We start from the raw sequence: 22,485 nt of genomic DNA, 5'->3' as shown, positions 1-22,485 counted from the left end.
ACGACAAGGAGTTACAACCATGGCATCACCGATCGAACCCGAAGAGCACGGCGAAGAACTGGGCGGACGCAGCGCCGCCGAGCAAGCCCGCGAACAACAGGTACTCGACGCACTGAGTGTCGACATGGAAGGCAGTGCCGCCGAGAAACTCGCCGCCCAGCTGCTGGTGCCGATCGTTCCGGACGGCGGCACGCTTGGCCGCACGGTCTCCCCGCACGTCTCCCGGATCACGAAGACCCGTGACGGACTCAGGATCTGGGGACCAGCCGTCGCGGCGACCGTGGCGGGGACAACCGCGGTCGCGGTGTTGCCGCTGCCGGGCCCGCTGGCGCTGTATGTCCTCGCGTTGGCCGCGTTCGCGTGGTGGCACTGCGCCGGGCGCCCCGGTGCGGTCGAAGCCGTCCGCATGCTCGCCTACGCCGTCGCCGACGCTGCTGGCTGGATCCGATACCAGGTGACGCGCCTGGCGATACGCCGCGGTCGTTACGGAGCGCGGCGCACCGGCTCGCAATCCACATCCACGTAACCCAGGGGAGGAAATCCGTTGTCCACCAACAATTATCCAGCGTTCTTCACCGTTGTGGAGGTCGCGACCGCCCGCGGATATCTGATCGCGTGTGTCGAGTCGAGCCAGTTCTGGGAGCCCGAGCACAACGAGGAGATCGAAGCGCTGACCGATCGCGAGGTCGTCGCTCGTGCACTGCGGTTGTGGCCGCAAGGCTGGGCTGACTTCTGCACCTACTTCGCCTCCGACATCCGCGCCGCCGAAGCCGAGGAATCGATGCGCTGGAACGCCGAGGCCGCCCGCGCCGCCCGCTGGCATCTGTTCCCCGCTCGGCTGCCTGCAGCGGCGCTGCGGTGGGGGCAATGCGACCTGACCGCGACGGCAGCGGTGCACGGACTCGGCATCGATCTCGCCGATATCCCCAGCTATGAAACCGCGCAGTGGCGTTGGATCGCCGAAACACTCGGTGTCCCAACACCGGTCGCGATCGCGTGGGCTGTTGAGGGCCGCACCCGTCAGCACCTCGCGCGGCTCGGTCGCCTGATCTTGCGGTACACGCCCGCCTATGCACGCCGACGCGCAGCGGCGTCGACGCCGCAGCAATCAGCAGATCCGTATTTCAGTAACCCCGAGAAAGGAAATTGAACATGTCCGATCGCAGTGTCGAAGACGAACTCATCTCTCAGGCAAGGCAATTCAGCGCCTCGATGCAGACCGCGATGCGCCGCTATGCGCAGGCCTCGAACTGGCTGGAACGCCGCCGGGCCCGCCGTGAGATCAGCCTGGCCACCCGCCAGGAAGCCCTCGAGCAGCACGCCGCCCGGCAACGCAACCTCACCTACTCCGAACAGGCCGTCGACAAGTACCGGGTACACGCGCTGACGGTGTCCCAACGCGCGAACAACCCGAACATCGACCACGCCCGCCGCTTCCGCGATCAGCAGGTGCTGGCACGGCACCAGGCCCACATGCGGGATCTGGTGCTGGATAACCCGCACCTGACCGAAGTCGAGAAGGGAATCGCTCTCGATGGCCTGGACGCGGCCACCGCGTTCCCGGAGTTCGAAACAGGCCAACTGTTCAAACGCGCCCAAAAGGTGAAAGGCATTGAAGCACTGCGCTATCGGGCGCAGGTGGCCCGCGCCCGCCAGGACGCCGAGCACCTAGCGCATACACCGGAGCGAACCGAGCGGCTAAGCACTACCGCCCATCGTGATCACGTTGTGTTCGGCGATCCGGATCGCAGCGGCCGTCCGGCGCGGTCCGGCACGAGCACCGAGCACAAGTCGATACGCGCGGAGCAGGATTCGTTGCAGACCCGGTTGAATCTGTCGATCGAGCACAACGGTGAACTCGCCGACGCGAACGTGACGCTCACTCGGCAGCTGAACGCGTTGCGCGCTGAACGAGAGCAGCTGCTCGGCGAGCGGGACGCGGCGGTGCGCAAACTCGCGGAGCGCACTCCGCCCGAGCAGCGATACGGCAGCCCGGAGCGCCAAGCCGAGCAGGCACGCAAGCAGGCGTACGCCCAGACCGCCGAATCGGCCGGCGAATCGGCGCCGCGTTCGGCGTTGGCCGATGCCCAGCCCGGGCAGGCCTTGGCCGACGCGATAGCCCGCAACGGCGCCCAGCGGGACGGGGCCGAACGATGACCGCGAAAGAGCTGCTTGTCAATTGGGCCGACTCGCAGGCCCGAGACGCCGATGTTGTCGCCTACTACCTCGCCCGGGTTTCCGACCCGCGTGAGGCGATGTGGCGGGCGGTCTACACCCGCATGTATGCACGGTGGGAGCAAGCCGAGGACGCGCCGTGGCGTGACCACCCTTCAGCGGTCGCGTGGCGGAGCCAAGCCCGCACGATCAAGTCCCGCTGGCAATTTCACCCGCTCGTCGGTGGCCGGTGGGCCGAGCTGGACCGGATGCGCATCGACGCCGAAGACCTGCTGGCGGACCCGACCGGGCCGGAGTACGCGGATATGCCGAACGAGCCGCCGCGAGGCATGGATCCGATCAGCTGGCGCAGCCATCTGCAGGCATACGACCTGACCGACCTCGGCAGATGGCCAGCAACCTCCGGCATCGACCATGAAGGAACCAAGCCGATGACCACCAACGATGCCGGACAGACCGGCGATCCGCGTCAGATCGAATCCGAGACCGAGCAGCAGATGCGCGCGGACTTCATGCACGCCCAGTCATGCGTGAACCACGCGCCGGAAGACTATGACCCCGCTGATTCTCTCGACTTCTCCGAATACGCCGGGCCATGGCTGGGCGGGAACAACGAGTGGACTCACGAATGGTTGTACCTGTCCGACGCCACGGAGCGGTGGCGTGAGAACCGTGCCGACGCCGAGCACACCCTCGCCCTGCATCAGCGCGCCAACATGCTCTCACCAATCGAGATACGCAGCGAGGAACAAGCCCGCTACATCGCCGAGCACGGCATCGAGCGAGACGAAGCTGGGCTGCTGACCTCGCACTATGCCACCCGCGTCGACGACCGTATCGCGGCCGAAGTCGCCGCGCCGGAAGACACCTACATCAATCGCTACGTCGCACGGGTGCAGGACCCGAACGAGGTCTTGATGCGCGCGGACTTCGACCGCCTGCTTGATCTGCGTGGAGCAGCGGCGGGGGCCGATACCGACGACACCGCGCACCAGCTGTCCGCTGCGGCTGACCATATCAACGGGCGGTGGGCCCATCGCAACGATGACTACAGCGAGGCGTGGAGCTATCTGTTCGAGGCGAAACGGGCCTGGTCGCGGGTGCCTGAAGAGATGCAGCGGTACATCGATCTTGAGGCCACCGACGACGGATACAGGCTGACTTCGATGCAGCGGCACAGCCACCAGCACGCTCGTCAGTTGACCGGGAATGGCACCTGGGATTCCGAGCTGTACGACTCGGAATCTCAAGCAGGCCCACTGATTCCGGCGTCATCGAGCTTCGCTCGGGCCCGCGCAACCGCAGCCTCCACGGACATGCCGGGCGCGCCAACGCCCGGCATGCACCAGCAGTCCGACACCACCTACAGCCAGCAGGGAGCCGAACCAATGACCGACGTTACCCGCGCCGAGGACAACGAGAACTCGCGCGAGACCCAATCCCGATACCCGGATCTGCCGCCGGTCTACGAGGATCCGAGCCAAGTACCTATGACGCCTGGGGACGCGCACTGGTTGTTCACCGGCCACGGCTACACCAGCGAGCACGCCACACGCATGGTTAACGAGCTGGCCGTCGGTGGCGTCGAGCTCACTGGCGACAACGTCCGAGACTGGATGAACCGGCAGGAGCATCGCGACGCCTTGCAAGAGCAGGCCCGCTACCGGTACCGGCCCGAGGTCGACCGACAGTCGGGGCCCGCCGAGCAGTCGGGTACGTCGTCTCCGTTGGCCGACTATCGGCCTGGCAACGCGGTAACCGCGCCCGAAGCCAGCTGCGAGCGTGACGGGATCGACCGGTGAGCGCCGCCGCCGTCGAGACGACGATGCCCGCCCAAGCCACACCCGAACCAGGACCGACCGTGTTGCGGCCCGTTCAGTGGACGGCCTGCACCGCGGCGCCGCAGCCCGCGGTCGCGGTCCGGCCGTCGCCGGACGGTTCGGGTGCCACCGATCTCACGGCGCGGTTGATCGCGGCGAACCAGCGCAGCGCCGAGTTGGAGGAGCAGCTGGCCGCCGCGATCGCCGAACGCGACGCCGCCGAACACGCTGCCGCGCAACTGGAAACCCGCAACCAGGAATTAGCCAGCGACCTGGACAACGCGCTGGATCAGCTGGCCGGGCACGCCCTGCACGCCGAGCAGGAACGCCTTGTACGCCCCGCGACGTGGAGCCCGTGGACCGCGTCGAGTGATCGAGGAGGAATGCAGCGATGAACCCGTCAACCACTGTCCACCCTGTCCAGCCACTGTCGAACGGGCGACTGGACATCGCCGAGCTGACCGCGCTGGCGATGACAATCGTCATCGGTGCGGGTGCGTTCACGTGGTCGTTCGCCGCGCTGACCGAGCTGAGCGTGATGGCCGGGATCACGCAGCGTCTAGCGTGGGCGGGTCCGATTTTCGTTGACGGCGCGATCGTCCAGTCCGTCGTCGCACTGGTTTCGTTGCAGCGCCGCGCCCGTCAGGGCGTCTCGATTCCGGTAGCGACTCGCTGGTTCTTCTGGGGCGAGTTGTTCGCCGCTGAACTCGTCTCGGTCGTCGGAAACGGCTTACACGCAGCCGAATCCGGGCAGCGCATCCTGCCCGCGACGATCGCGGCATGCGTCGCGGGAGCTGCACCACTGTTCGGACTCGCCGCCACACACGGCCTGACCGCATTGATCGAGGTTCCGCGCAACCCAGAACCAGCCGAGATGCCCGGCTGGACACCGGTGTACGCCGAAGCGACTCGACTGGACACCGACCGTCCAGGAGTGGACAACGAACGTGCAGCCCTGGACAGCGACTCGACAGTGACCGTCGAGGAGATAGACACCGACTCGCTCGCCGAGCGTGACACCGAGATCGTGCGCCGTCACATCGGCGGGGAATCGATGCGCAAACTCGCCGCTGTCTACGGGATCTCGCCGTCACGGGTCGGCCAGATCGTCACCGCCGCCAAGCAGCACCCCGATGCAGAAGACGACCGCGGGGAGGTACTGAGCCTGATTCGCTGACCGATAACCCCGGTGGTGCGGGAGGGTGTGCGGCGGTCCCTCCCGCGTCAAGGGCGCAAGCGTCGCCGAAGGCGATGACCTAACGGCCACCCTGGACCCGCGAGCCTCTACCCGCCACACGGGCGCAGCCCTTCGAGGGCAGGCAGTGAGCCTGCCCCGCAATCCCTTTCACCACCTCAACCACGAAGGAAACCTCATGACCAACACCCTGACCGATCTGGACCAGATCAACGCCGAGCTGATGAGCCAAGGCGCCCGCAACCCGTTCGGCCGCGATGTCGAACCGAACACCACGGTCTCCGGCGAGATCGTCGCCGTGCTCCGGCGCCACCGCCACAACAGCCAGGGACAGCCGCTGTATTGGGTCAACCGCAAACCGACCGTCGCCCAAGCCGGAGACCCGGTCATCGACTCGGCGTTGATCCTGGAAACCAGCGAGCGGGCCGACACCGACGACGAAGGCCTGCGCTCGATCACCCTCGATCGCGACATGCAGCGCGCCATCGCCGCGGCCGTACGGCGGGCCCGCGCCGGCGGATTCGCCATCGGTGGTCGCCTCGATCAACTGGTCTACGTCGGCCCGGTCGAGGGGGGCGGCTACGGCCGCGTCTACGAACTGGTGACCTACATCCCGCCCACCGAATAGAACCCCCGCCAAACGAGCCGCCCGGTCGAGACTTCGGCCGGGCTTTCTCGTGTCCACAGCCGGACGGCCATCCACCCCGAATCTTCCCCTGGCCCTTCCTCCGTAGGTAAAACGAGTCCGGCGCGGCGGTTGCTCAAGGGTGGCCGCCAGGCCATCGGCGCAGCCGACGCGACGCAGGAGCGCCCTTGAACAACCACCGCACCGGACTCACACTGTCCGGCCGAGGAAGGGCGTTTCCGCCGTGGCTCCGGCTCGCCGTGATGTCGATCTTGCTGAGTACGGAAGGCACGAAAAACGCGCGACTGGCTAGCGAATGACTAGCACACGCGTGTGCTAGTCATTCGCGCTCTCAACCACCACCCCACCCATCCCGTGACCTGGGGGTTAGAGCGAGATTTCTGCTCACTTCCCACCCCCACCCAGTACGACATCTCATCACCCACTTCGTGGTCAACGAGATGTCGTACTGGGTGGGGGTGGGAAGCAATCAGAAATCAAAGATCAAATAAAGGGATGGGTGGGGTGGTGGTTGAGAGAAAAAGAAGTGGTTACGTTGGGTGGGCATCGGAAAGTTTGCGAGTGGGTTGCGTTGGGAGACGGTGCCTGTGGTCATGTCAGGTGCTTGGGCTGCGGTCTACTGCACGCGGCTATGGTCAGGTGGCCGGTGACGTGCGGTGGCGGACAGCCGTGATGGTGCGCGAGCCCGGCTCGCGGAAGAACTGCGCGGCCTCCGGCCGCGTGCCCCTGGTGTGGGTCGGCCTGCATTGTGTTCCCGCGCCCCTCACGCCTCAAGGGCGCTACGCGTCGCCTCCGGCGATGACCCTTCGGGCCACCCTTGACCCGCGAGCCTCTACGCGGAAAAGGCAGGCCTTAATTGGGCAGGCGGTGCCTGCCCGCCCATGGTGCAGACCGACCCACACCAGGGGCAAACCTCAGACGAGCGTTAGCAATCTCGCTGCAACGTAACTGCCTAGTTGCACACTGGATTTGGGATAGTCGTCGATAGCCGGTAGCGAATTCGCGGCGAAAAGGCCGCCACTCCGACGCGGTGAACCTGCTGGTAGAGGCGTGAATTGATATGTACGCATGGCTGAGCTCGCTGCGTACGGTTCCTCGTGGCCATCGGTAACGGGGCAGTATGCGCTGATTGGCCTGCTCTGCGGTGTGCGTCTGATTCCAGCGTCTTGATGCACGAGAGCTGTTCGATCTCCGAAAGCGTCCGGATCGCGCCGATTTTGTGAGCATCATGGTCAGGTGATGGAATCGGTGAATCTTTCGCAGTCGCTTGCGCTCTCACCGGCTGCCGCATCGTCGTTGCTGAGCATCGGCACATCGAACGCGGCAGGGGTCGTAGTGGTGTGCGGGTTTCCAGCCTCGGGGAAGACGACGGCGACACGGTTGCTCTCGGGACTGCTCGATCCGGTGGTGCTGGACAAGGACACGTTTGCACCTCAGCTCGAGGAGTCCGTGATGTCTCAACTCACCGGGGACCCGCACGACCGCGATAGCGATATCTATCGCACAGTGGTGTCGCCACATTTGTATGCCGCGCTTGTACGGCATGCGGCAACCGTGGCTGAGCATTGGCCGGTGATTATCGATGCCCCGTTCCTTGGCTATGTTCGCGCCGCCGCCAGTCGTGGGGTATCGCTGGCTGAGCACATTCGATCGATCGCTGGGGCGCCAACCGTGCCTATCTGTGCGATCTGGCTCGATGCGGCGCCGAGTCAGATCCGTGCTCGTATGTCACTCCGCGGTGCGGACCGCGATCAGCCGAAGCTGTCGGATTGGCATACCTATCGCAATGCGGTGCTCGATTCTGACCTCTCGCGTCTCGGGCCAGCTGTCACCGACTACCTCGTTTCGAACTGAACCCCTCCCTGATTGGCTTGTCACTTCAGTGATCTCTACCGTCCTAGGGTCGAGCCCTTTTCGCCCGCGGAGCGCGGGATGTAGTCGGACTTCGCAGAGCAGGTCGATGGCTGCGCGCGGAGCCCCCAGGTTTGCTTCCTTGAAGGCATCGGCAGGAGCCGCAGCCGGCACCAGATGGACGATGCCGCGAGACGACCGGAGCGCCGAGGGCACAGGTGACGGCGTGACGCTGTCGAACAAGGCAACTCCCGATAGCCGAGCGGCACCGCAACCAACTTCGGGCAAGAAAGCAGTGCGGCGAGGAAGCCTGCAGCGACGGTGGTGACCTTCGGTTGTATGTCGGTCCGGCGCTGCAGGCCGCTCGTCATACCGCGACACCACCAGAAGGCCGCAGCGGCGCCACCGTACGCGCCCAACCTCCGACGCGGACATTTGGACCGGGCCGCGCACCGATCCCCAGTCCCTCTGTCCGCTGGCTGCACCGATCCTGGTCAACAAGTTCGCGCTGACTCGGCAGGCCACTGTGGCTGACGTCGCGGCCGACCACTGAATGAGTAGCCGAAGGCGGCAACACGGAATGACCAGGGGCTAAGGGCACGCGCCGGACGATTCAACGTGCTGATGGTGTGGGACCTGGGACCGTTTGACCCGGCAGAGGCGGCGGCCTGTATGCCGATTGGACGATACTGCTGCGTGACGCGGAACGAGAGAATGCGCGAGTGAACTTGTTTACGTTGATTGGTCCAGCTGTAGGTATCCTTGGGCTGCTGGCTGCATACTACTTCTTTAGATACAATAAGGAACGAAAACGGCTGGCCATAGAGGTGGATTCCTCAAAGCTTGTAGCAGAGAAAATGTACGCTCTGCCCGAAAAAATCTCTGTGCAATATGATCAAATTACCGTTGTCGATCCCTATATTGTGACAATTCAGCTTGTTAATTCTGGAAAGCGTGACGTCAGCAGTAAGGACTTTGACGGCGATAAGCCTTTGGCGGTCGATCTGAAAACCAAGATAGTTGCGCTGCTCCACACCGATAGCGAATCTCTGGATGTTGAGCTTGATCCTAGTCGTGTTCTTGTGGCGCCCACTTTGTTGGTCAGGGGTAGTTCTTATGTTATAAATGTGCTGGTTGACGGTATGCCGGAGGTCTCGTTTGAAAAGAATAGATTGATCGAGACTGATGTATTGAGCGGTGATGAGCTCGAGAATCGCTTGCAGAAGCGTTCGCGTCAACTGAGATTAGGTTCTACCGCTTGTTTGGCTGTAATGGTCGCAGCGCTTATGGGCATGGTTGTTGTCGCGGCGATTGAAAGCGGAGATGACTCCGATGCGCGCCGGGGCGCGCAAAGAGAGTTTGAGTTGGTGCTGAATTCTGACAGTTCAATACCCAGCTATAGAAGCGATTTGAAGACGGCTCAGGAGAGGGTAGTGGCAGCTCAAGAAAATAGTGGCCCCGGAGCAAGCAAGCCCTTCAGTGTGGTGCTCGTAGTTTACTTGATCTCGGGCTTTGTTGGCGTGGGGCTTACGGTGATGAGTACAAGGGCAAAGAAGAAGATGAAAAGCCACCGCATTCTTGGACGGGGACCTTATCATCGGCGGCGGTGAGCGTGCCGCCGAAAGGCCGAGCAACGAAGCGTCGCTGCGAAACCTGTACGAGAGTCGGGACGCTAGCCGTAAATGCTTCCCGCGTCGGATCTGGTCGCGTCATCACGTGGGAGTGATCTCCACTGTGTTGGGGTCGAGCCCTTTCCGTCCACGTTGCGCTGGATGCAATCGAACCTCGCACAGCAGATCGATGGTTGCGCGCTGTGCCGCGAGATCTGCTTCCTCGAAAGCGTCGACAGGAGAAGCGGCCGACAAGATGGCTGACGCTGCTGACCCTGCCGTCAAACCGAGTCGTTCGGCGTCGAGCCGGGATATCTCGGCTTCTGCCTCGTTCTTGATCTCTGCGTACAGGCCGCCGTCAATCAGGTTGCTTTTGTAATCTGTTCGCGCACGCTCGATTCGGTCACGCTCGATCTGTTGCCGATCGAGCAGCGACGAGATCCGATCGTCATCAGGCATGCTCAGGAGGTCGGCCAGGTCTGGTTGGGCGAGGCGGCGAAGGACGAACTTCAGCACCAAGCCGTCAATCTGTTCTCGCGATCGCATGATGTGGCCAGCGCAACGGTATCTCGGTCCGTGCGCCTTTACGCGAGCGCCGCAGAGCCCGCACAGGTAGAGCCCCGAACCGAGGTGGCGGCGTTCGGTCCCAACGCGATTGGACTTGCGATTCGGGTCATCAAGTCGCCGTTGCACTTCCAGCCACACGCTATCGCGAACGATTGGTTCCCATTGACCGCGGATAGGAGCACCGACTGCGTCACGGACAATCTTGCGATCGAGCATGCTCCATCCCGCGTAGCGTGGATTTCGCAGAATGTCGAGGACAGAGCTGGGGCTCCATGGCCGGCCCGTGCGAGAAGGCAGAACTGGAACCGATCTCGGAAGCCGACGTACCTGCGTCCGGTCACCCGGCGCCCGAATAGTGGGGTCTTCGCCCGACAGGGCTCCCGCGATTGCGCGCAGTGACGATCCCATGGCGAAAGCATCGAAAATTGCACGGACGGCGTCAGCCTCGGCAGGGATCACTTCGCCGTCGAGTGTGTATCCAGTAGCCCGGACTCCGCGCGGCGGCCGGCCTTTCTCTGCTCGTTGCCGCTGAGCTCGACTCTGGCGAGCGCCCTTGCGTTCCATCTCGGCACGTGCGACGGCCGCTTTGATGCGGGCATACATTCGCCCGCCATCTGTCTGCAGGTCGGCTTCGCCGTTGGCCGTCACCAGTCGCAGCCCCTGGCTCTCCGCAGCATCGATCCAGTCCTCGAGCTGCCGAGGCTGCCGAGTCAACCGGTCCAGGTCCCAGGTCACCAGCGCGTTGAACCGACCACTGCGGTAGTCCTCCACCATGCGGTCGTAGGCGGGTCGCGACTTACTCGCATTGAACGCGGAGATCGGGTCCTCGGCGTAGATTTCGATGAGCGTCCAGCCGCGGGTTTCGACGATGCGTTCGCAGTCCTCGCGCTGGCGCTCAACCGCCAGGCCTTCGCCCGACCGATCGAGGCTCACCCGCAGATAGATGACCGCGCGGACAGGAGTCAGGGGCATAAGGTTATTCTAGTACGTGACTTGGTCGAATTCCGTTTCAACGTCTGACCCCGCCGTCGAAGCACAACGCGCACAGACTGATTGAGCCTCGGCCCGGTGATCCGGGCGGGGCGGCGTTAGTTGCGGAGGTCGCGGAAGAAGGCGCGGATGTCGTCGACGAATAGGTCGGGGACTTCGAAGGCGGGGAAATGGCCGCCGGCGGTGTGCTCGCGGAAGAATGTGTTGTCGGTGGGGCCGAGAGCCTTGCGGACCAGTGGGTTGCTGTAGAACAGTGAAGCGCCTTGGGGTACTGGCGATTTCGTGTCCCAGCTGGTGTCGGGGGCGTTGGCGAGTTCCCAGTAGAAGTCGGCTGCCGCGGGGCCGGTGCGGGTGAACCAGTACAGGCTCGCGGTGATCAGGACGTTCTTACGGCTGATCGGTGTGGCCGGGTTGGCCCACTCGTGCAGCTTTTCGGCGATCCAGGCCAGTTGCAGGATCGGGGAATCGGCGAGTCCGGCTGAGAAGGCGTTGGGTTCGGTCGAATGCAGCACGCGGTAGCCCTTCATCCGGGCCCAATCGTGTTGTGCTTCTTCGAGTTGCTTCTGTTCGTCCGGGTTCAGGCCGTCGGGAGTGGGAAAGTTCTCGCCGACCATGCCCAGCTGGAGGCGGTCGCCGTGCGTGTGCGCGCCGATCACCCGTTCCGGCATCAGTGCTGCGACTCGCGCGGTGACGCCTGCACCGAGGTCGCCGCCTTCGACCCCGAACCGTTGGTATCCGAGCTGGGTCATCAGCTCCCCGAACGCCAGGGCGGTGCGTTCCAGATTCCATCCGCGTGCCGACAGCGGGCTGGAGAAGGCGAAGCCGGGCAGTGACGGAATCACGAGATGGAAGGCGTCGACCGGGGTCGCCGCCGTTCGAACGTGGATCGGTCAGCGGGCCGCTGGCTTGCAGAAACTCCATGAACGAGGTCGGGTAACTGTGGTTGAGCAGCAGCGGGGTTGCCGCCGGTTCGGGTGAGCGCAGGTGCAGGAAATGGATGACTTGCCCGTCGATCTCGGTGACGAACTGCGGTAGCGGTTCAACTCGGCTTCGTTGGCGCGCCAATCGAACCCGTAGGTCGGAAATTGTCCTAGTCCGGTCGGAGCAAGAGTGTCATGCGACACCGACCAACGTCCGGCAATGACCGTTCTGGAGTTGGTCGGTTGATCACTGGGAACTGGTGGCGGCATCGGCCGAGAGGCTCCCGCCACCAGTTCCCACTCGGCACGCAACCATCCCGTCGATCCCACATACCGGGAACTCGGCCGGAAGGGGATGTGCGGCTTGCTGATCTGAGCGCGAGCGTGTGGAGGTGATATGAAATCTAGCAACGCTAGACAGGCTAGCGAGGCGATGCTATCGTTGCTTCATCTTCTAGCGATGCTAGATTCTAGGAAGAGGGAAGTCGAAATGCTCGTTCTCACCGGCCAGATCATTGCCGCCGTCGCCGTTCTGGCTAATGCCGTTGTCTATGGCACCGATGTCTCGTGCGCCGTGATCACCCGGTCCGTGTACCGCAAGCTCGATGATGCGACCGTGACCATCAGCGCGGGATGGGGGCACTATTTCGGCGACAAGCGCATGCCGGTTGTCGGTGCGGGCGGTGTGGTTGCGGCGGTGCTCACGCTGCTGATCGCGTTGTTGGCCGGGCAGATCGGTGCCGCAATCGCGGCGGGGATCGCAGTGGCGGCGTTGCTGACCTGGCTCGCGTTCTACGTACGCATCGCCAAGCCGATCAATGCTCAGCAGACTGCTGCTGCGCAGAGCGGCATCATCCCGGCCAATGCCCGTGCGCTGCAGGACAAGTGGGACAGCATTCTGAAGTATCGGGTCGCCCTGCAGTTCATTGCGATTGCTGGTCTGTGTGCCGCGCTGATCCTGTTCTGATCGCAGAGCGCGGATACGCGTTCGGCGCAACAACTTCCGGCTGATCGCCGGGTGCACATCCGATATCGAATGCACTGAGGAGTGACATGACCTTCACCAGCAATGAACAGCAGTTCCTCGCCGAGGCCGGAATCGGTCGGCTGGCAACGGTATCGCCCGACGGCGTTGTGCAGAACAACCCGACCAGCTATCGGGTGAATGCGGACGGCACGATCGACATCGGGGGCATGCGGATGCGTGCCAGCCGAAAGTATCGCAATGTCGAGGCGGGCAGCCGGGTGTCGTTCGTCATCGACCAGCAGGTTTCGTTGGAGCCCTACGTGATTCGCGGCATCGAGATCCGCGGCACGGCCGAGGCGCTCGATGACCAGGAGCCGCCGTTCCCTCCGCAAGAACGCGCAGTGATCCGTATTCGCCCCGAACGGGTCATTTCCTGGGGTATCGACGGCGGATCCTTCGACTTCGCCAGCCGCAGCGCCGAGTAGTCGCGCGTCCGTTGCGCCGGACTACCCGCATGGGGGCGGGTGACCGGCTCTCCCCTCCACGTAGTGAGCCGGTCACCCACCGCCATCCGGTGGGTGACCGGTTTTGGTTGTGGCAGTGGCGAATTGGGGCGGTAGGTGGATCCTCCATGACTGGAGGGGATCTACCTTGGGACACCAAGGTACGTTACGAGGGTGACCTTGGCATGTCAAGGTAAGGTGGTGTGGTGACTTCCAGAGTGCGCAGGTCGCCGGATGAGGCTCGCCGGTTGATTCTTGATGCGGCGGCCGAGTTGCTCGCCGAGAGTGGGGTCGCCGCGGTGCAGGTGCGGGCGGTGGCGGCGCGGGTCGGGATGACCGATGCCGGGGTAACCCATCATTTCGGTAATCGGGAGAAGTTGCTCACCGAGTTGCTCCGGCACGGCGGGCGCCAGCTTCGCACTGCGCTGCGGGAGGTGCTCGCGGCGTGGCTGGCGCGTGGCGCGGATCTGCTCGAGCTCGTCGAGTCGCTCGAAGAGTTGTATCGGCGCGGGTACGGCGAGCTTGCGGTGGCGATGCATGCGGCGGGATGGCGAGACCCCGGCAGCGGCATGCTCGATCCGGTGGTCGAAGCGCTGCATCGGCTTCGGCCGGAAGGCAGTTCGGTCGACGACACGCGGCTCGCGGTGGCGGCGCTGCATCAAGCGATGGCCACGGAGGCACAGTACGGCAGCGACTTTCGGCGCAGCGCAGGCCTTACCGGCACCGCGGCAGACGACTCGGCTACCGCGGTGCGCTGGTGGGCCCGTCAGTTGGAACTCGCGCTCGGAATCGAACAGGACCGGTAGGGGCGCCGTCGACTCGGCGTGTGTCGGCTAGCGGGATCCCGAAACCTCGGCTCGAGACGATGTCGTATGGCTCTGCGCGTTTCAGCTATGGTTCGCTCGACGGGCGGCTGATGTGCTTGGTCTATGACTACAACAGGGTTTACCTGCGGGATGTGTTCATCGTGACCGGGTGGGGTTCGTCCGCCGCGCCGGTCCATAAGGCCAGTGGGGGAAGGGGTCTCGACCGCTTGCTGGTCGCGGCGGCCGCTATCACTACCGCGCTCACCGCTGGCGTCTTCTTCGACTTCTCCTTCGTCATCATGCCCGGGTTGCGGGAATTGCCTGCAGCGCAGGGGATCGAGGCGATGCAGGCCTTCAACCGAACTGCGGTCACGCCGCCGTTGATGCTGCTGATGTTCGGCACTGCGGCGCTGTGTGTCGTTGTGATGGTGCGAGCCGTCATGAAGTGGGACAGGTGGTCGTCGCCGTTGATCCTTGCTGCGGTGGCCGCGTTCCTGCTCGCCGTGGTGCTCATCACCGGCGGGGCGAACGTTCCGGTCAGTGCGAAGGTGGACGCGCTCGTTCCGTCCGCGGCCGACTCGGCGGCGCGATGGGACGACCTGTTCACCCAGTGGGTCTGGTGGAACCACGCCCGAGTGCTCACGTCGGTTGCCGCTGCCGTGGGATTCATTGCCGCGCTTCGCCATTCAGTGCGATCGAGCTGACCACAAGGCAACCGCTACTGCGGGGTGAGGCGGATTACCGGGTAGACCTTGTCGGCCTTGCGCTGGTATTTCGCGTAGCGCGGTTGGGCGGTGGTGATGCGCTGCCATGCCAGCTCGCGGTCGGGGCCGTCGAGCCGGTGCGGTGTCACCGGCACGGTGCCGGTGCCGTGCGTTTCGATCGACACCTGATCGGGGTGCGCCGTCAGGTTGACGTACCAGTCCGGGTGCAAACTGCCGCCGCCTGAGGCGACCAGAAGACGACCGTCTTCGCCGTCGGAGAACCACGACAGCGGCGCCTCCCGCTGCTGGCCGGTCTTACGACCGACCGTGTGCAGGATCAGCATGTCCATCCCCATGAAGGTGTCGCCCTTGCGGCGAATCCGCTTGATCGTCCGGACGTTCATCTTCCGCTGAAACCACAGCGAGAACGCCCCGCCTTGCTTGCGCTGCGCCATTTCGGTACCTCCAGTTCATTTGAGCATCCCGAGCCCAGGTCGGCTCGTCCGGAGCTCAACGCTAGCCACGACGCCCTGACCAGCGCTTCTCGATTCCTGATCGGTGTGATCGGCCGGGGCGCGACGTGCACGGAATCGGCGACAGATCTGCACGGAATGGGCACATTTCTGGTGGGTGGGTGCGGCTACGCTGCGGCGGTGCGGTGGAAATCGGTGGTGGCGTGGCTGGCTGTGGTGCCGGGTGTGGTGTGGGCAGTGGTGCGGGTGGCTGGGCTGGATACCTGGTATCCGATGGTGCAGTTGATCGCGTTCACGCCGCAGATTGCGGCGATCTCTGTGGTGCCGGTGGTATTGAATGTGCTGTTGCGGCAACGGTATGCAGCGGTCGCTGCCGGGCTCGTCACGATCGTGCTCGCGGCCTGCGTTGTACCGCGCGCGATTTCGGATGGTGATCCGCTGAATGGCGCCAAAGGTGAAGAGCTGCGGGTCATGTCGGCGAATGTGCTGATGGGCAAGGCCGATGTGGCCGAGTTGGCGCGGCTCGCCACTGACGTAGATGTTGTTGCGGTGCAAGAGTTGACGCCGGAATTTGCGGAGTCGTTCGGCAAGTACTTCCCGCACCGGGTGGTCTATCCGGCGCCGGGTGTCGGTGGGTCCGGCGTCTTCTCGCGGTTGCCGTTGCGCGACGCAGGGGTGCGGCGCAATCCATGGGGATTCATGCAGGCGATCGCGGAGATTCCGGAGCGCGGCGTGTCCGTCGAGTCGGCGCATCCGGCGGCGCCGTCGAGCAGGGCGGCGGTCGAACCGTGGCGGGAAAGCTTTCGTCGCCAGCTCGGCGCGACGCCCGACGGGCCGCTGCGGATTCTCGCGGGCGACTTCAATGCCACCATCGATCATTCCGTGATGCGCGCCCTGGTCGACTCCGGCTACCGCGATGCGGCGCAGGTGGTGGGAAAGGGACTCGTCGGCACCTGGGGACCCTATGACGGAGACCGGATTCCGCCGGTGACGCTGGATCGGGTGCTGGCGGACCGCCGGATCGGCGTCCGGGATGTGCAGGTTCTCGACCTGCGCGGCTCGGATCACCGTCCGGTGCGCGCGGTGCTGGTGCTGCCGTAGGACGATTTCAGCCGAATCCGGCTGGCAGTGAAGGGGATCCGTAGACCCGTGTACGGCGTTCGGAGGACAGACGCTGGGGCGGCGGTGCTGGGAAACTGAGCGAACAGGGCTGTCGGACAGTGAAAAGAGGCCGTCGTGTTCGAGACCGGAGAGCTGAGGAAGGCCAAGCGCGAACTCCTCGACACCATCGATCACTATTCCTGGGCGGCGGCCAAAGGTGAATTCGACAATGCGGAGCGCTTCGAGGCGTGCGCATCCGGAATTACCTTCGCCGCAGCGCGATACGGCGAATTGGGCGGCGATGTCGAACGCCTTATTCGAAAATGCCGGTCGCGGGTGAAGGCCAAATTCGATGCCGTAGAGGCCGAATACTGCAGCAGGACGGGCAGGCTGCTGTTCGCGGACAGCAGGCGCGAAACCGACCGGGTGGTGGAATCGGTGGTGTCGATCGTGCGGTATCGGTACGCGTGAGAGACACCGTTTGTTCGGCCGCGAAACCGGTGGTAGATCCGTAAAATTCGAGGGTGGAGTACCGGGTCAGCGCCGCGGACCGGGCCGCGTTCAAGCGGTGCCGTCGGCAATGGGATTTCGCCGCGGCGATACGCCGCAGCCTCGGTCCGCGCCGGCCTGCGACCTTCGATCTCGATCGTGCGGTGCGAGATGCCCTGGCCGTCTACTACTTCCCCGGGATGTGGGACTGGGCGTCGACGATCGTGTTGCCGCTGGTCGACAAGGCACTCGAGGATTCGCTCGGCCGTCAGCGGGCGGCGATCGGCCTTGACCGGTGCGGCGACGCCGAGTGGCAGGCGATCTGCGACCGTGCCCATCTGGTCGTTGAGCGCTACTTCGGCTGGGCGCCGACGGTCGATCGCTTCTCGCCGATCCGGGTGGAAACCGACTTCGACGCGATCGTGCCGGATCCGGCCGCTCCCGAGCACGGGCCGGTCGGTCCTGGCGGTGGCGGGATCCACTACACCGGGCGCATCGATCTGCTCGCGATCGATGCGCACGACCGCTACTGGATCGTCAGGCACCGCGTTCTCGATGAACCGTTCCCGCCGACGGAACAGCTACTGCTGGAAGAGGATTCGGTCACCGCGTGCTGGGCGTGGAGTCGGTTCTATGACGGCATGGAGGTCGCGGGGACGATCTACAACGAGCTTTCCGCCACTACGAGCGGGGTGCCGATGCGGCAGGCCGAGCGGCGCCGCGGCGGCATCCCGCAGCACGAGCCGAGCGGAGGCGGGCGCGGTGTTTCGTCGCCGCGCCGCGCCTTCGTGCGTGGCAGGCCTGCGGAAAGCACCGAACGGATCGACCAGACCGAGGGGGACGGGCTGCGGCGCACCGTCATCAGGCGGGATGCGGCCGAGATACGTTTGGCCGGTGCACAATTGGCTGCCGAAATGCTGGACATGATCAGTCTCGACGTCCGCGTCTATCCGAACCCGACTCCGGCGCACTGCACAGCCTGCGCATTCGTCGCGCCTTGTTTGGCGGTGCACGAGGGGCGACCGGTCGAACCCCTCCTCGCGGCTGACTATCGGCAGCGGCCCGCGGTCGAAGTCGAGCGCGGTCGGCTCGGCGGCACGCCCTTCGGGGTCGGTCGCGGGTGGGTCCCAGGCCAGGAGGACTAGCCGCCGATTTGACTTCAACCTTTGTTGAGGTCCGACGCTTACTCTGCACACCCGTAAGCGTCGAAAGGAATTGTCATGACCGAGAACCCGGTACAGCTCGCGGTAATCGTCGGCAGCACCAGGGCGGGCCGCTTCGGTCCGACCGTGGCCAAATGGTTCGTCGACCACGTCGACCGGCGCGGCGACGTCGCTGCCGACCTCATCGACCTCGCCGAGGACCGGCTGCCCGAGCAGATGTCGCACGAGATCGAGCCGGAGGCGGCACGGGTGCTGGACACCCTCGGCGCCCGGCTGGCCGCCGCCGACGCGTTCGTTGTGGTGACGCCCGAATACAACCACAGCTACCCGGCGCCGTTGAAGAACGCGATCGATTGGCATTTCACCCAGTGGCAGGCCAAGCCGATCGGATTCGTTTCCTACGGCGGGGTTTCGGGCGGCCTACGTGCTGTGGAGCACCTCCGCCACGTGTTCGCCGAATTGCACGCCGTCACCGTGCGCGAGACCGTGAGCTTCCACGGCGCCGCCCAACTCTTCGACCCCACAGGCAAACCCACCGAGCCCGCCGCCCCCGCGGCTGCGGCCGAACAACTCCTCAACCAACTCGTCTGGTGGGGGTCGGCCCTCCGTACGGCCCGAGCCGCGCGTCCCTACACCGGCTGACAGGGCCGAGACTCGAGGCGTCAATCCTCGGATGGTACGAGATCGCTAGTGGGCAACAGGGATTGGTTGCCCGCAGCTACTCGGTGTCGGGGCGTTGGCGAGATGGTCGGCGAACCACTGCAGCACCCGCGGTGAGGTGACCTGCTCGTTCTTGTCGTCATGGCCGACGCCGGGATTCCACTGGGCAGTCACCGGGGTCCCCGCAGCGCAGTATCGATCGATAAGGTCCGCAGTGAGTTTCGGCGGGACGAGCTGGTCGTCGAGTCCGTGCGCGAGATAGACGGGAATACCGGGCGGCATGTCCGGAGCCCGATTCGCTTCGAAGGCTCGCCGCCATCCTGGGTCGCCGAGCGGGTCGCCCTTGAAGTAATCGCCCATGCCCTGCGCGGCGATCAGCCGGGGCACCATGGCAGCGGGAGGTGTTGCGGCGCAGGCGGCCTCGGCCATTTCTCGATTGCGTAGTGCGGCGGCGGGGGTGATCAGGGCATTGAGGTCGAGCTCGGGGTAGACATTCGAGTACTCGGTGGTGAGGAACGGCGCGACCGCCCAGCCTTTGAGAAGTTGTGGCGGGAGCTCGCGCAGAATGCCCGCGACGTCGGAGGCCGGGGCATTCGCGGCATCGGCAACCAGATGAAGCTCAGGCGTGTAGGTCGGCGACTGTGCCGCGGCCGCCAGCGAGATGAGCCCGCCCTGGGAGACGCCGTAGATCACCATGTCGGTGCCTGCACCGGTGCCGGGCAACGTGCGCGCGGCGCGCGCGGCATTGAGCGTGTCGCGGCCCTGATCGGCGGTGACCAGATAGTGCTCGCCATCGCCGGTACCGGCCGCACCGGCATAGTCGGTCGCGGCGACCACCCAGCCGCGCCCGAGTGCGTCGTTGAGCCACGGCATCGAGTCGGCGACCCGCGATATCCGGCTCGGTGCGCAGTCGGCGCCGAGGCCGACGGTGCCGTGTGCGAAGTTCAGGATCGGCCGGTTGGTGCCCGGGCCCGGCGGGGTCCAGATCATCCCGGACGACACCGTTGGCGCACCACGCCCGTCCTGCGACCAGTACAGGATGCGCTGCCCGCTGCCGTGCACGCCGGGCAGCGACATGGGCGACGTGCGGATGATCGTCCCCGGTGCGGCAGGTGAAATGCCTTGCGGCACAGTATAAAAGGCGTCCAGACGCTGCTGCTCCGCATCGTGGTCGACGGCCTGCGCGACGACGGTCCCGTACCAGCCCGCCGTCACTGCGAGCACGATCAACTGGACGGTCGCCGCCGCCGGCCGCCACCACCGCAGCGCACTGGCCCGTGGCAGCGGCGCGGTGAGCCGAAGCCCGCGCACGATCATCGCCGCACCGGTGCCAAGCAGCGCGATGATCGTGTACGCGGTGAAATCCAGTCCGGTCCGGAACGGCAGCGTCGCGAGGATCACCCCGGCAAGCACCTGCCAGCCCGCCAGCGGCGCGGACGCCACCAGCACGTCGTCGCGACGCGTCCCCGCCAGCAGGCCGCAGATCCCGACGGCGAGCCACGTCGCGCCGACCCACACCAGCGCCACGGAAACCGGCATCGTCAGCGCGGCAAGACCGACCACAGCCAACCCCGCGGCAAGCACGGCCTCGACACTCAGCAACCGCCGTGTGTGCGGACCGGACTCGGGCTCGGCAGGTCCGACATCGTCTGCGGACGGACCCGTCTTCGCCGACCGCTCCGCGAACCACCAGCGCACCGCCGCCGACGTTGCGAGCATCAGCATCGCGACGGCGACAACCACCCGCCCCGCGACCAGCGAGACACCGAAGGGCGAGAACAGCAGCCCACCCGCCACCACGACGGCGACACCGGGCGCCAACCACGCGATCCCGCGCGCGTCCCAGGTTCGGGCATTGCTGCCGCGCTGTGTCCTCGGTTCACTCACGACTCCGCCTAGCTGCCGCGGGCATGCCGCGGCCTCCGCTTCACCATCACAGCAAACAGCTCGTTGCCGACAACTCTACGGACGGCACGGCCGCGGTCGATGTGATCTTCGTCGGGCCACGAATCCCGTGGTCAGCGGTTACGCCACCGCCGCATGGCCCACTGCCTGGCCGACGGGCTCACCGCGAGCACAGGGAGAAACAGCAGAAAGCCGGCGAGGGCGACCGGGATCAGCAGGTAGATGAGTAGCTCACCGAGAACTTGGATGATGGTGGGGATGGCGAACGGCACTGCCAGCACTGCCAGCGCAATCGCCAGCGGATAGGCGCCTGCCGAGGCCGCGCCCATCGCGGCGAACGCGAATCCGGCCGCGAGCACCAGTCCGAGCAGGGCGACTAGATAGTTGTCCCACCACGCAGGTTGTTTCGTATGAATGAGAACGCCTCCCGGTCGTTGTACCGACCCAGCCGGAAAGCCTAGCGCGGTACCGCGTTCTCGATGAGCAGATTGCGGATTATGTTGCCCTGCTCGGCAACTCGACAGCTTCTACGGCGACGGCAGGTTCGGCGAGTGTCTCCTTGCGCGTGTTCAGCCAGGCGCCGACGAACATCAGTGCCGCACCGGCGATCTGCACCGGCTCGATCGTTTCGCCGAGCAACAACCAGGCGCAGCCCAATCCGAAGGCCGGCACCAGGAACATGGCGGTGGCCGCGGTGGCGGGACCGACCTGGCCGACGGCGCGGTAGTAGAGGACATACGCCAGCGCGGTCGGCAGGATGCCGAGATACAGCTGGTTGCACCAGAATTCGATGCCGAGGGTGGACCACGCCACGTCCGGCAGCGCGGGTGCGGCGAGCACGCCGAGCGCGATCGTGCCTGCGGCGGTCGCATAGAGCGTCACGGTCGGCGCGGAGAACCGGGCGAGTACCGGCGCCCCGAGCAGGGTGTATCCGGACCAGCAGGCGGCGGCGCCGAGGAAGACGAGGTCGCCGAGCAGCCGATTCCCGTTGTCGGACGACGGAATACCGACGAAGAACACGACACCGCCTGCCACCGCGACGGCCAGGCCGAGCGCCCTAGGGCCGGACAGCCTGGTGCGGCCGAGCGCGGCCAGGATCGCGACGGTGATGACCGGGCTCGACATCGGCACGATGACGCTCCCGTCCGCGGCGGGCGCCAGGGACAGGCCGAGGAAGAACAGGACGTTGTAGCCGAAGACCCCGATCAGTCCGATCCCGGCGATGTGGGCCGCGTCCTTCAGCCCCACCCGGCGCGGCCGCAGCACGACGAGCAGGACGAGGGCGCCGATCAGGAACCGGAGAAACCCGGCGACCTCGTGCGGCACGTCGCCGACGGCGAGCTTCGAAGAGGCGAACGCGCTGCCCCACAACGCCATGACCAGCACAAGCAACAAACGGATACGCATGTCGATGATCCTGGCTCCGACACCCCTGTGCGGTATTGAACGCTGGTGCGGGGAGAATGGATCGGTGGCCGAGGGCGAATGGGTGACGTACCGGCGGATGCCGCACCGCCCGGTCGAAGTGATGCACGCGCACTTCGAGCGGCATGCCTACCATCTGCACAGCCACGAGACGTACTCGTTCGGCCTCACCGAATTCGGCGCGCAGGGCTTCGATTGCCGGGGTGCGTCGCGGGTCAGCGCGGCGGGCATGGTGATGGCGTTCAACCCGGACGAGCCGCACGACGGCCACGCCGCGACCGAACTCGGCTTCACGTATTCGATCGTGCATCTCGGCGCCGAGCTGGTCACCGAGGTGCTGTCCGATCAGTCGGGCAGGCCGACCGGCCTGCCGCTGTTCACCGATCCTGTCCTGCCCGATCCGCTGTTGTCCTCGGCGGTGCGCAGGCTGTACGCCACGCTGATCGGCCCAGGCACCGAGCTGGCCGCCGACGAGGCGCTGGCGGCAACCGTCGCCGCCATGGTGCGCCGCGGTG

At 65.3% G+C, this 22,485-nt stretch carries 24 protein-coding genes and 1 pseudogene; 18 read left to right on the top strand and 7 right to left on the bottom strand.

The genetic code is table 11. The features are described from left to right. Window positions 1-19: 19 nt before the first annotated feature. The 9 genes from NA11_RS34895 to NA11_RS45175 all read left to right on the top strand — a co-directional run bounded on the left by NA11_RS34895 (window position 20) and on the right by NA11_RS45175 (window position 9,297). Entirely contained in the window at window positions 20-526 is a 507-nt protein-coding gene (locus NA11_RS34895) for a hypothetical protein (RefSeq protein ID WP_069166339.1), read from the top strand. Window positions 527-544: 18 nt separating this feature from the next. Next, window positions 545-1,150: a hypothetical protein gene (locus NA11_RS34890; RefSeq protein ID WP_069166338.1), complete on the top strand. Its 606-nt coding sequence runs from the start codon at window positions 545-547 to the stop codon at window positions 1,148-1,150. 2 nt (window positions 1,151-1,152) lie between these two features. Beyond that, the gene (locus NA11_RS34885; RefSeq protein WP_069166337.1) at window positions 1,153-2,157 is read left to right on the top strand and encodes a hypothetical protein; all 1,005 of its coding nucleotides are present in this window, start codon (window positions 1,153-1,155) and stop codon (window positions 2,155-2,157) included. Further along, window positions 2,154-3,977 carry a hypothetical protein gene (locus NA11_RS34880; RefSeq protein ID WP_069166336.1) on the top strand — a complete coding sequence of 608 codons (1,824 nt, stop codon included), beginning with the start codon at window positions 2,154-2,156 and terminating at the stop codon, window positions 3,975-3,977. Before NA11_RS34885 ends, NA11_RS34880 begins: the two co-directional genes overlap by 4 nt. Continuing rightward, window positions 3,974-4,390: a hypothetical protein gene (locus NA11_RS34875; protein WP_069166335.1), complete on the top strand. Its 417-nt coding sequence runs from the start codon at window positions 3,974-3,976 to the stop codon at window positions 4,388-4,390. The genes NA11_RS34880 and NA11_RS34875 overlap by 4 nt, the downstream gene beginning before the upstream one ends. Further along, entirely contained in the window at window positions 4,387-5,172 is a 786-nt protein-coding gene (locus NA11_RS34870) for a DUF2637 domain-containing protein (protein WP_069166334.1), read from the top strand. The genes NA11_RS34875 and NA11_RS34870 overlap by 4 nt, the downstream gene beginning before the upstream one ends. A gap of 196 nt (window positions 5,173-5,368) precedes the next feature. Further along, window positions 5,369-5,818, top strand: coding sequence for a hypothetical protein (locus NA11_RS34865; protein ID WP_141718018.1), 450 nt, complete (start codon window positions 5,369-5,371; stop codon window positions 5,816-5,818). A 1,257-nt stretch (window positions 5,819-7,075) separates the two neighbouring features. Further along, window positions 7,076-7,690: a P-loop nucleotide/nucleoside kinase family protein gene (locus NA11_RS34860; protein ID WP_084655311.1), complete on the top strand. Its 615-nt coding sequence runs from the start codon at window positions 7,076-7,078 to the stop codon at window positions 7,688-7,690. Window positions 7,691-8,409: 719 nt separating this feature from the next. Next, window positions 8,410-9,297 carry a hypothetical protein gene (locus tag NA11_RS45175; protein WP_141718016.1) on the top strand — a complete coding sequence of 296 codons (888 nt, stop codon included), beginning with the start codon at window positions 8,410-8,412 and terminating at the stop codon, window positions 9,295-9,297. Between the two features lie 102 nt (window positions 9,298-9,399). Here the strand turns inward: NA11_RS45175 and NA11_RS34850 are convergent, their stop codons facing one another. The 3 genes and pseudogenes from NA11_RS34850 to NA11_RS46855 all read right to left on the bottom strand — a co-directional run. Beyond that, entirely contained in the window at window positions 9,400-10,836 is a 1,437-nt protein-coding gene (locus NA11_RS34850) for a recombinase family protein (RefSeq protein ID WP_069166330.1), read from the bottom strand. 116 nt (window positions 10,837-10,952) lie between these two features. Next, window positions 10,953-11,696, bottom strand: coding sequence for an alpha/beta fold hydrolase (locus NA11_RS34845; protein WP_245746413.1), 744 nt, complete (start codon window positions 11,694-11,696; stop codon window positions 10,953-10,955). A 130-nt stretch (window positions 11,697-11,826) separates the two neighbouring features. Continuing rightward, a pseudogene (locus NA11_RS46855) lies at window positions 11,827-11,919 on the bottom strand (epoxide hydrolase family protein); the annotation flags it as partial. 252 nt (window positions 11,920-12,171) lie between these two features. On the opposite strand from NA11_RS46855, the gene NA11_RS34840 reads away from it, so the two are divergent. From NA11_RS34840 to NA11_RS34825, 4 genes are all read left to right on the top strand, one after another. Further along, complete coding sequence (locus NA11_RS34840; protein ID WP_245746412.1) at window positions 12,172-12,741, top strand: DUF1772 domain-containing protein; 570 nt, start codon at window positions 12,172-12,174, stop codon at window positions 12,739-12,741. Window positions 12,742-12,827: 86 nt separating this feature from the next. Then, window positions 12,828-13,226 (top strand): PPOX class F420-dependent oxidoreductase, encoded by a 399-nt coding sequence (locus NA11_RS34835; protein ID WP_069166328.1) that lies wholly within the window; start codon window positions 12,828-12,830, stop codon window positions 13,224-13,226. A gap of 224 nt (window positions 13,227-13,450) precedes the next feature. Next, a complete protein-coding gene (locus tag NA11_RS34830; protein WP_218023436.1) occupies window positions 13,451-14,050 on the top strand; it encodes a TetR/AcrR family transcriptional regulator in 600 nt (199 codons plus the stop codon). Window positions 14,051-14,109: 59 nt separating this feature from the next. Further along, window positions 14,110-14,754: an anthrone oxygenase family protein gene (locus NA11_RS34825; protein WP_245746411.1), complete on the top strand. Its 645-nt coding sequence runs from the start codon at window positions 14,110-14,112 to the stop codon at window positions 14,752-14,754. Between the two features lie 14 nt (window positions 14,755-14,768). Here the strand turns inward: NA11_RS34825 and NA11_RS34820 are convergent, their stop codons facing one another. Beyond that, window positions 14,769-15,209, bottom strand: coding sequence for a nitroreductase family deazaflavin-dependent oxidoreductase (locus tag NA11_RS34820; protein WP_069166326.1), 441 nt, complete (start codon window positions 15,207-15,209; stop codon window positions 14,769-14,771). Window positions 15,210-15,407: 198 nt separating this feature from the next. Between NA11_RS34820 and NA11_RS34815 the strand changes: the two genes are divergently transcribed. The 4 genes from NA11_RS34815 to NA11_RS34800 all read left to right on the top strand — a co-directional run bounded on the left by NA11_RS34815 (window position 15,408) and on the right by NA11_RS34800 (window position 18,622). Continuing rightward, window positions 15,408-16,328: an endonuclease/exonuclease/phosphatase family protein gene (locus tag NA11_RS34815; RefSeq protein WP_245746409.1), complete on the top strand. Its 921-nt coding sequence runs from the start codon at window positions 15,408-15,410 to the stop codon at window positions 16,326-16,328. A 135-nt stretch (window positions 16,329-16,463) separates the two neighbouring features. Next, entirely contained in the window at window positions 16,464-16,799 is a 336-nt protein-coding gene (locus tag NA11_RS34810) for a hypothetical protein (RefSeq protein WP_069166325.1), read from the top strand. 53 nt (window positions 16,800-16,852) lie between these two features. After that, window positions 16,853-17,962 carry a hypothetical protein gene (locus NA11_RS34805; protein ID WP_069166324.1) on the top strand — a complete coding sequence of 370 codons (1,110 nt, stop codon included), beginning with the start codon at window positions 16,853-16,855 and terminating at the stop codon, window positions 17,960-17,962. Window positions 17,963-18,037: 75 nt separating this feature from the next. After that, window positions 18,038-18,622, top strand: coding sequence for an NADPH-dependent FMN reductase (locus tag NA11_RS34800; protein ID WP_069166323.1), 585 nt, complete (start codon window positions 18,038-18,040; stop codon window positions 18,620-18,622). A gap of 45 nt (window positions 18,623-18,667) precedes the next feature. Here the strand turns inward: NA11_RS34800 and NA11_RS34795 are convergent, their stop codons facing one another. The 3 genes from NA11_RS34795 to NA11_RS34785 all read right to left on the bottom strand — a co-directional run bounded on the left by NA11_RS34795 (window position 18,668) and on the right by NA11_RS34785 (window position 21,952). After that, window positions 18,668-20,527, bottom strand: a complete 1,860-nt coding sequence (locus NA11_RS34795) for a lipase family protein (RefSeq protein ID WP_069166322.1) — start codon at window positions 20,525-20,527, stop codon at window positions 18,668-18,670. Between the two features lie 131 nt (window positions 20,528-20,658). After that, a complete protein-coding gene (locus NA11_RS34790; protein WP_069166321.1) occupies window positions 20,659-20,904 on the bottom strand; it encodes a hypothetical protein in 246 nt (81 codons plus the stop codon). A 136-nt stretch (window positions 20,905-21,040) separates the two neighbouring features. Then, on the bottom strand, window positions 21,041-21,952 hold the full coding sequence (locus NA11_RS34785) for a DMT family transporter (RefSeq protein WP_069166320.1): 912 nt from the start codon (window positions 21,950-21,952) through the stop codon (window positions 21,041-21,043). 64 nt (window positions 21,953-22,016) lie between these two features. Here NA11_RS34785 and NA11_RS34780 point away from each other — a divergent pair. After that, window positions 22,017-22,485, top strand: a 469-nt coding sequence (locus tag NA11_RS34780) for an AraC family ligand binding domain-containing protein (RefSeq protein ID WP_174567776.1), incomplete at its 3' end; no start/stop codon positions are given.

It is taken from the genome of Nocardia altamirensis NBRC 108246, from assembly GCF_001612685.1.
In the GTDB taxonomy this organism is placed as follows: domain Bacteria; phylum Actinomycetota; class Actinomycetes; order Mycobacteriales; family Mycobacteriaceae; genus Nocardia; species Nocardia altamirensis.
The sequence above is the reverse complement of the archived record's forward strand: the minus strand, read 5'-3'. Positions and strand labels throughout refer to the sequence as shown.

Bases quoted from the DNA above. Each gene is read 5' to 3' on its own strand.
- NA11_RS34895 (WP_069166339.1), top strand. From the start codon at position 20: ATGGCATCACCGATCGAACCCGAAGAGCACGGCGAAGAACTGGGCGGA.
- NA11_RS34885 (WP_069166337.1), top strand. From the start codon at position 1,153: ATGTCCGATCGCAGTGTCGAAGACGAACTCATCTCTCAGGCAAGGCAA.
- NA11_RS34880 (WP_069166336.1), top strand. From the start codon at position 2,154: ATGACCGCGAAAGAGCTGCTTGTCAATTGGGCCGACTCGCAGGCCCGA.
- NA11_RS34870 (WP_069166334.1), top strand. From the start codon at position 4,387: ATGAACCCGTCAACCACTGTCCACCCTGTCCAGCCACTGTCGAACGGG.
- NA11_RS34865 (WP_141718018.1), top strand. From the start codon at position 5,369: ATGACCAACACCCTGACCGATCTGGACCAGATCAACGCCGAGCTGATG.
- NA11_RS34860 (WP_084655311.1), top strand. From the start codon at position 7,076: ATGGAATCGGTGAATCTTTCGCAGTCGCTTGCGCTCTCACCGGCTGCC.
- NA11_RS34850 (WP_069166330.1), bottom strand. From the start codon at position 10,836: ATGCCCCTGACTCCTGTCCGCGCGGTCATCTATCTGCGGGTGAGCCTC.
- NA11_RS34840 (WP_245746412.1), top strand. From the start codon at position 12,172: ATGAAATCTAGCAACGCTAGACAGGCTAGCGAGGCGATGCTATCGTTG.
- NA11_RS34835 (WP_069166328.1), top strand. From the start codon at position 12,828: ATGACCTTCACCAGCAATGAACAGCAGTTCCTCGCCGAGGCCGGAATC.
- NA11_RS34825 (WP_245746411.1), top strand. From the start codon at position 14,110: ATGTCGTATGGCTCTGCGCGTTTCAGCTATGGTTCGCTCGACGGGCGG.
- NA11_RS34820 (WP_069166326.1), bottom strand. From the start codon at position 15,209: ATGGCGCAGCGCAAGCAAGGCGGGGCGTTCTCGCTGTGGTTTCAGCGG.
- NA11_RS34800 (WP_069166323.1), top strand. From the start codon at position 18,038: ATGACCGAGAACCCGGTACAGCTCGCGGTAATCGTCGGCAGCACCAGG.
- NA11_RS34785 (WP_069166320.1), bottom strand. From the start codon at position 21,952: ATGCGTATCCGTTTGTTGCTTGTGCTGGTCATGGCGTTGTGGGGCAGC.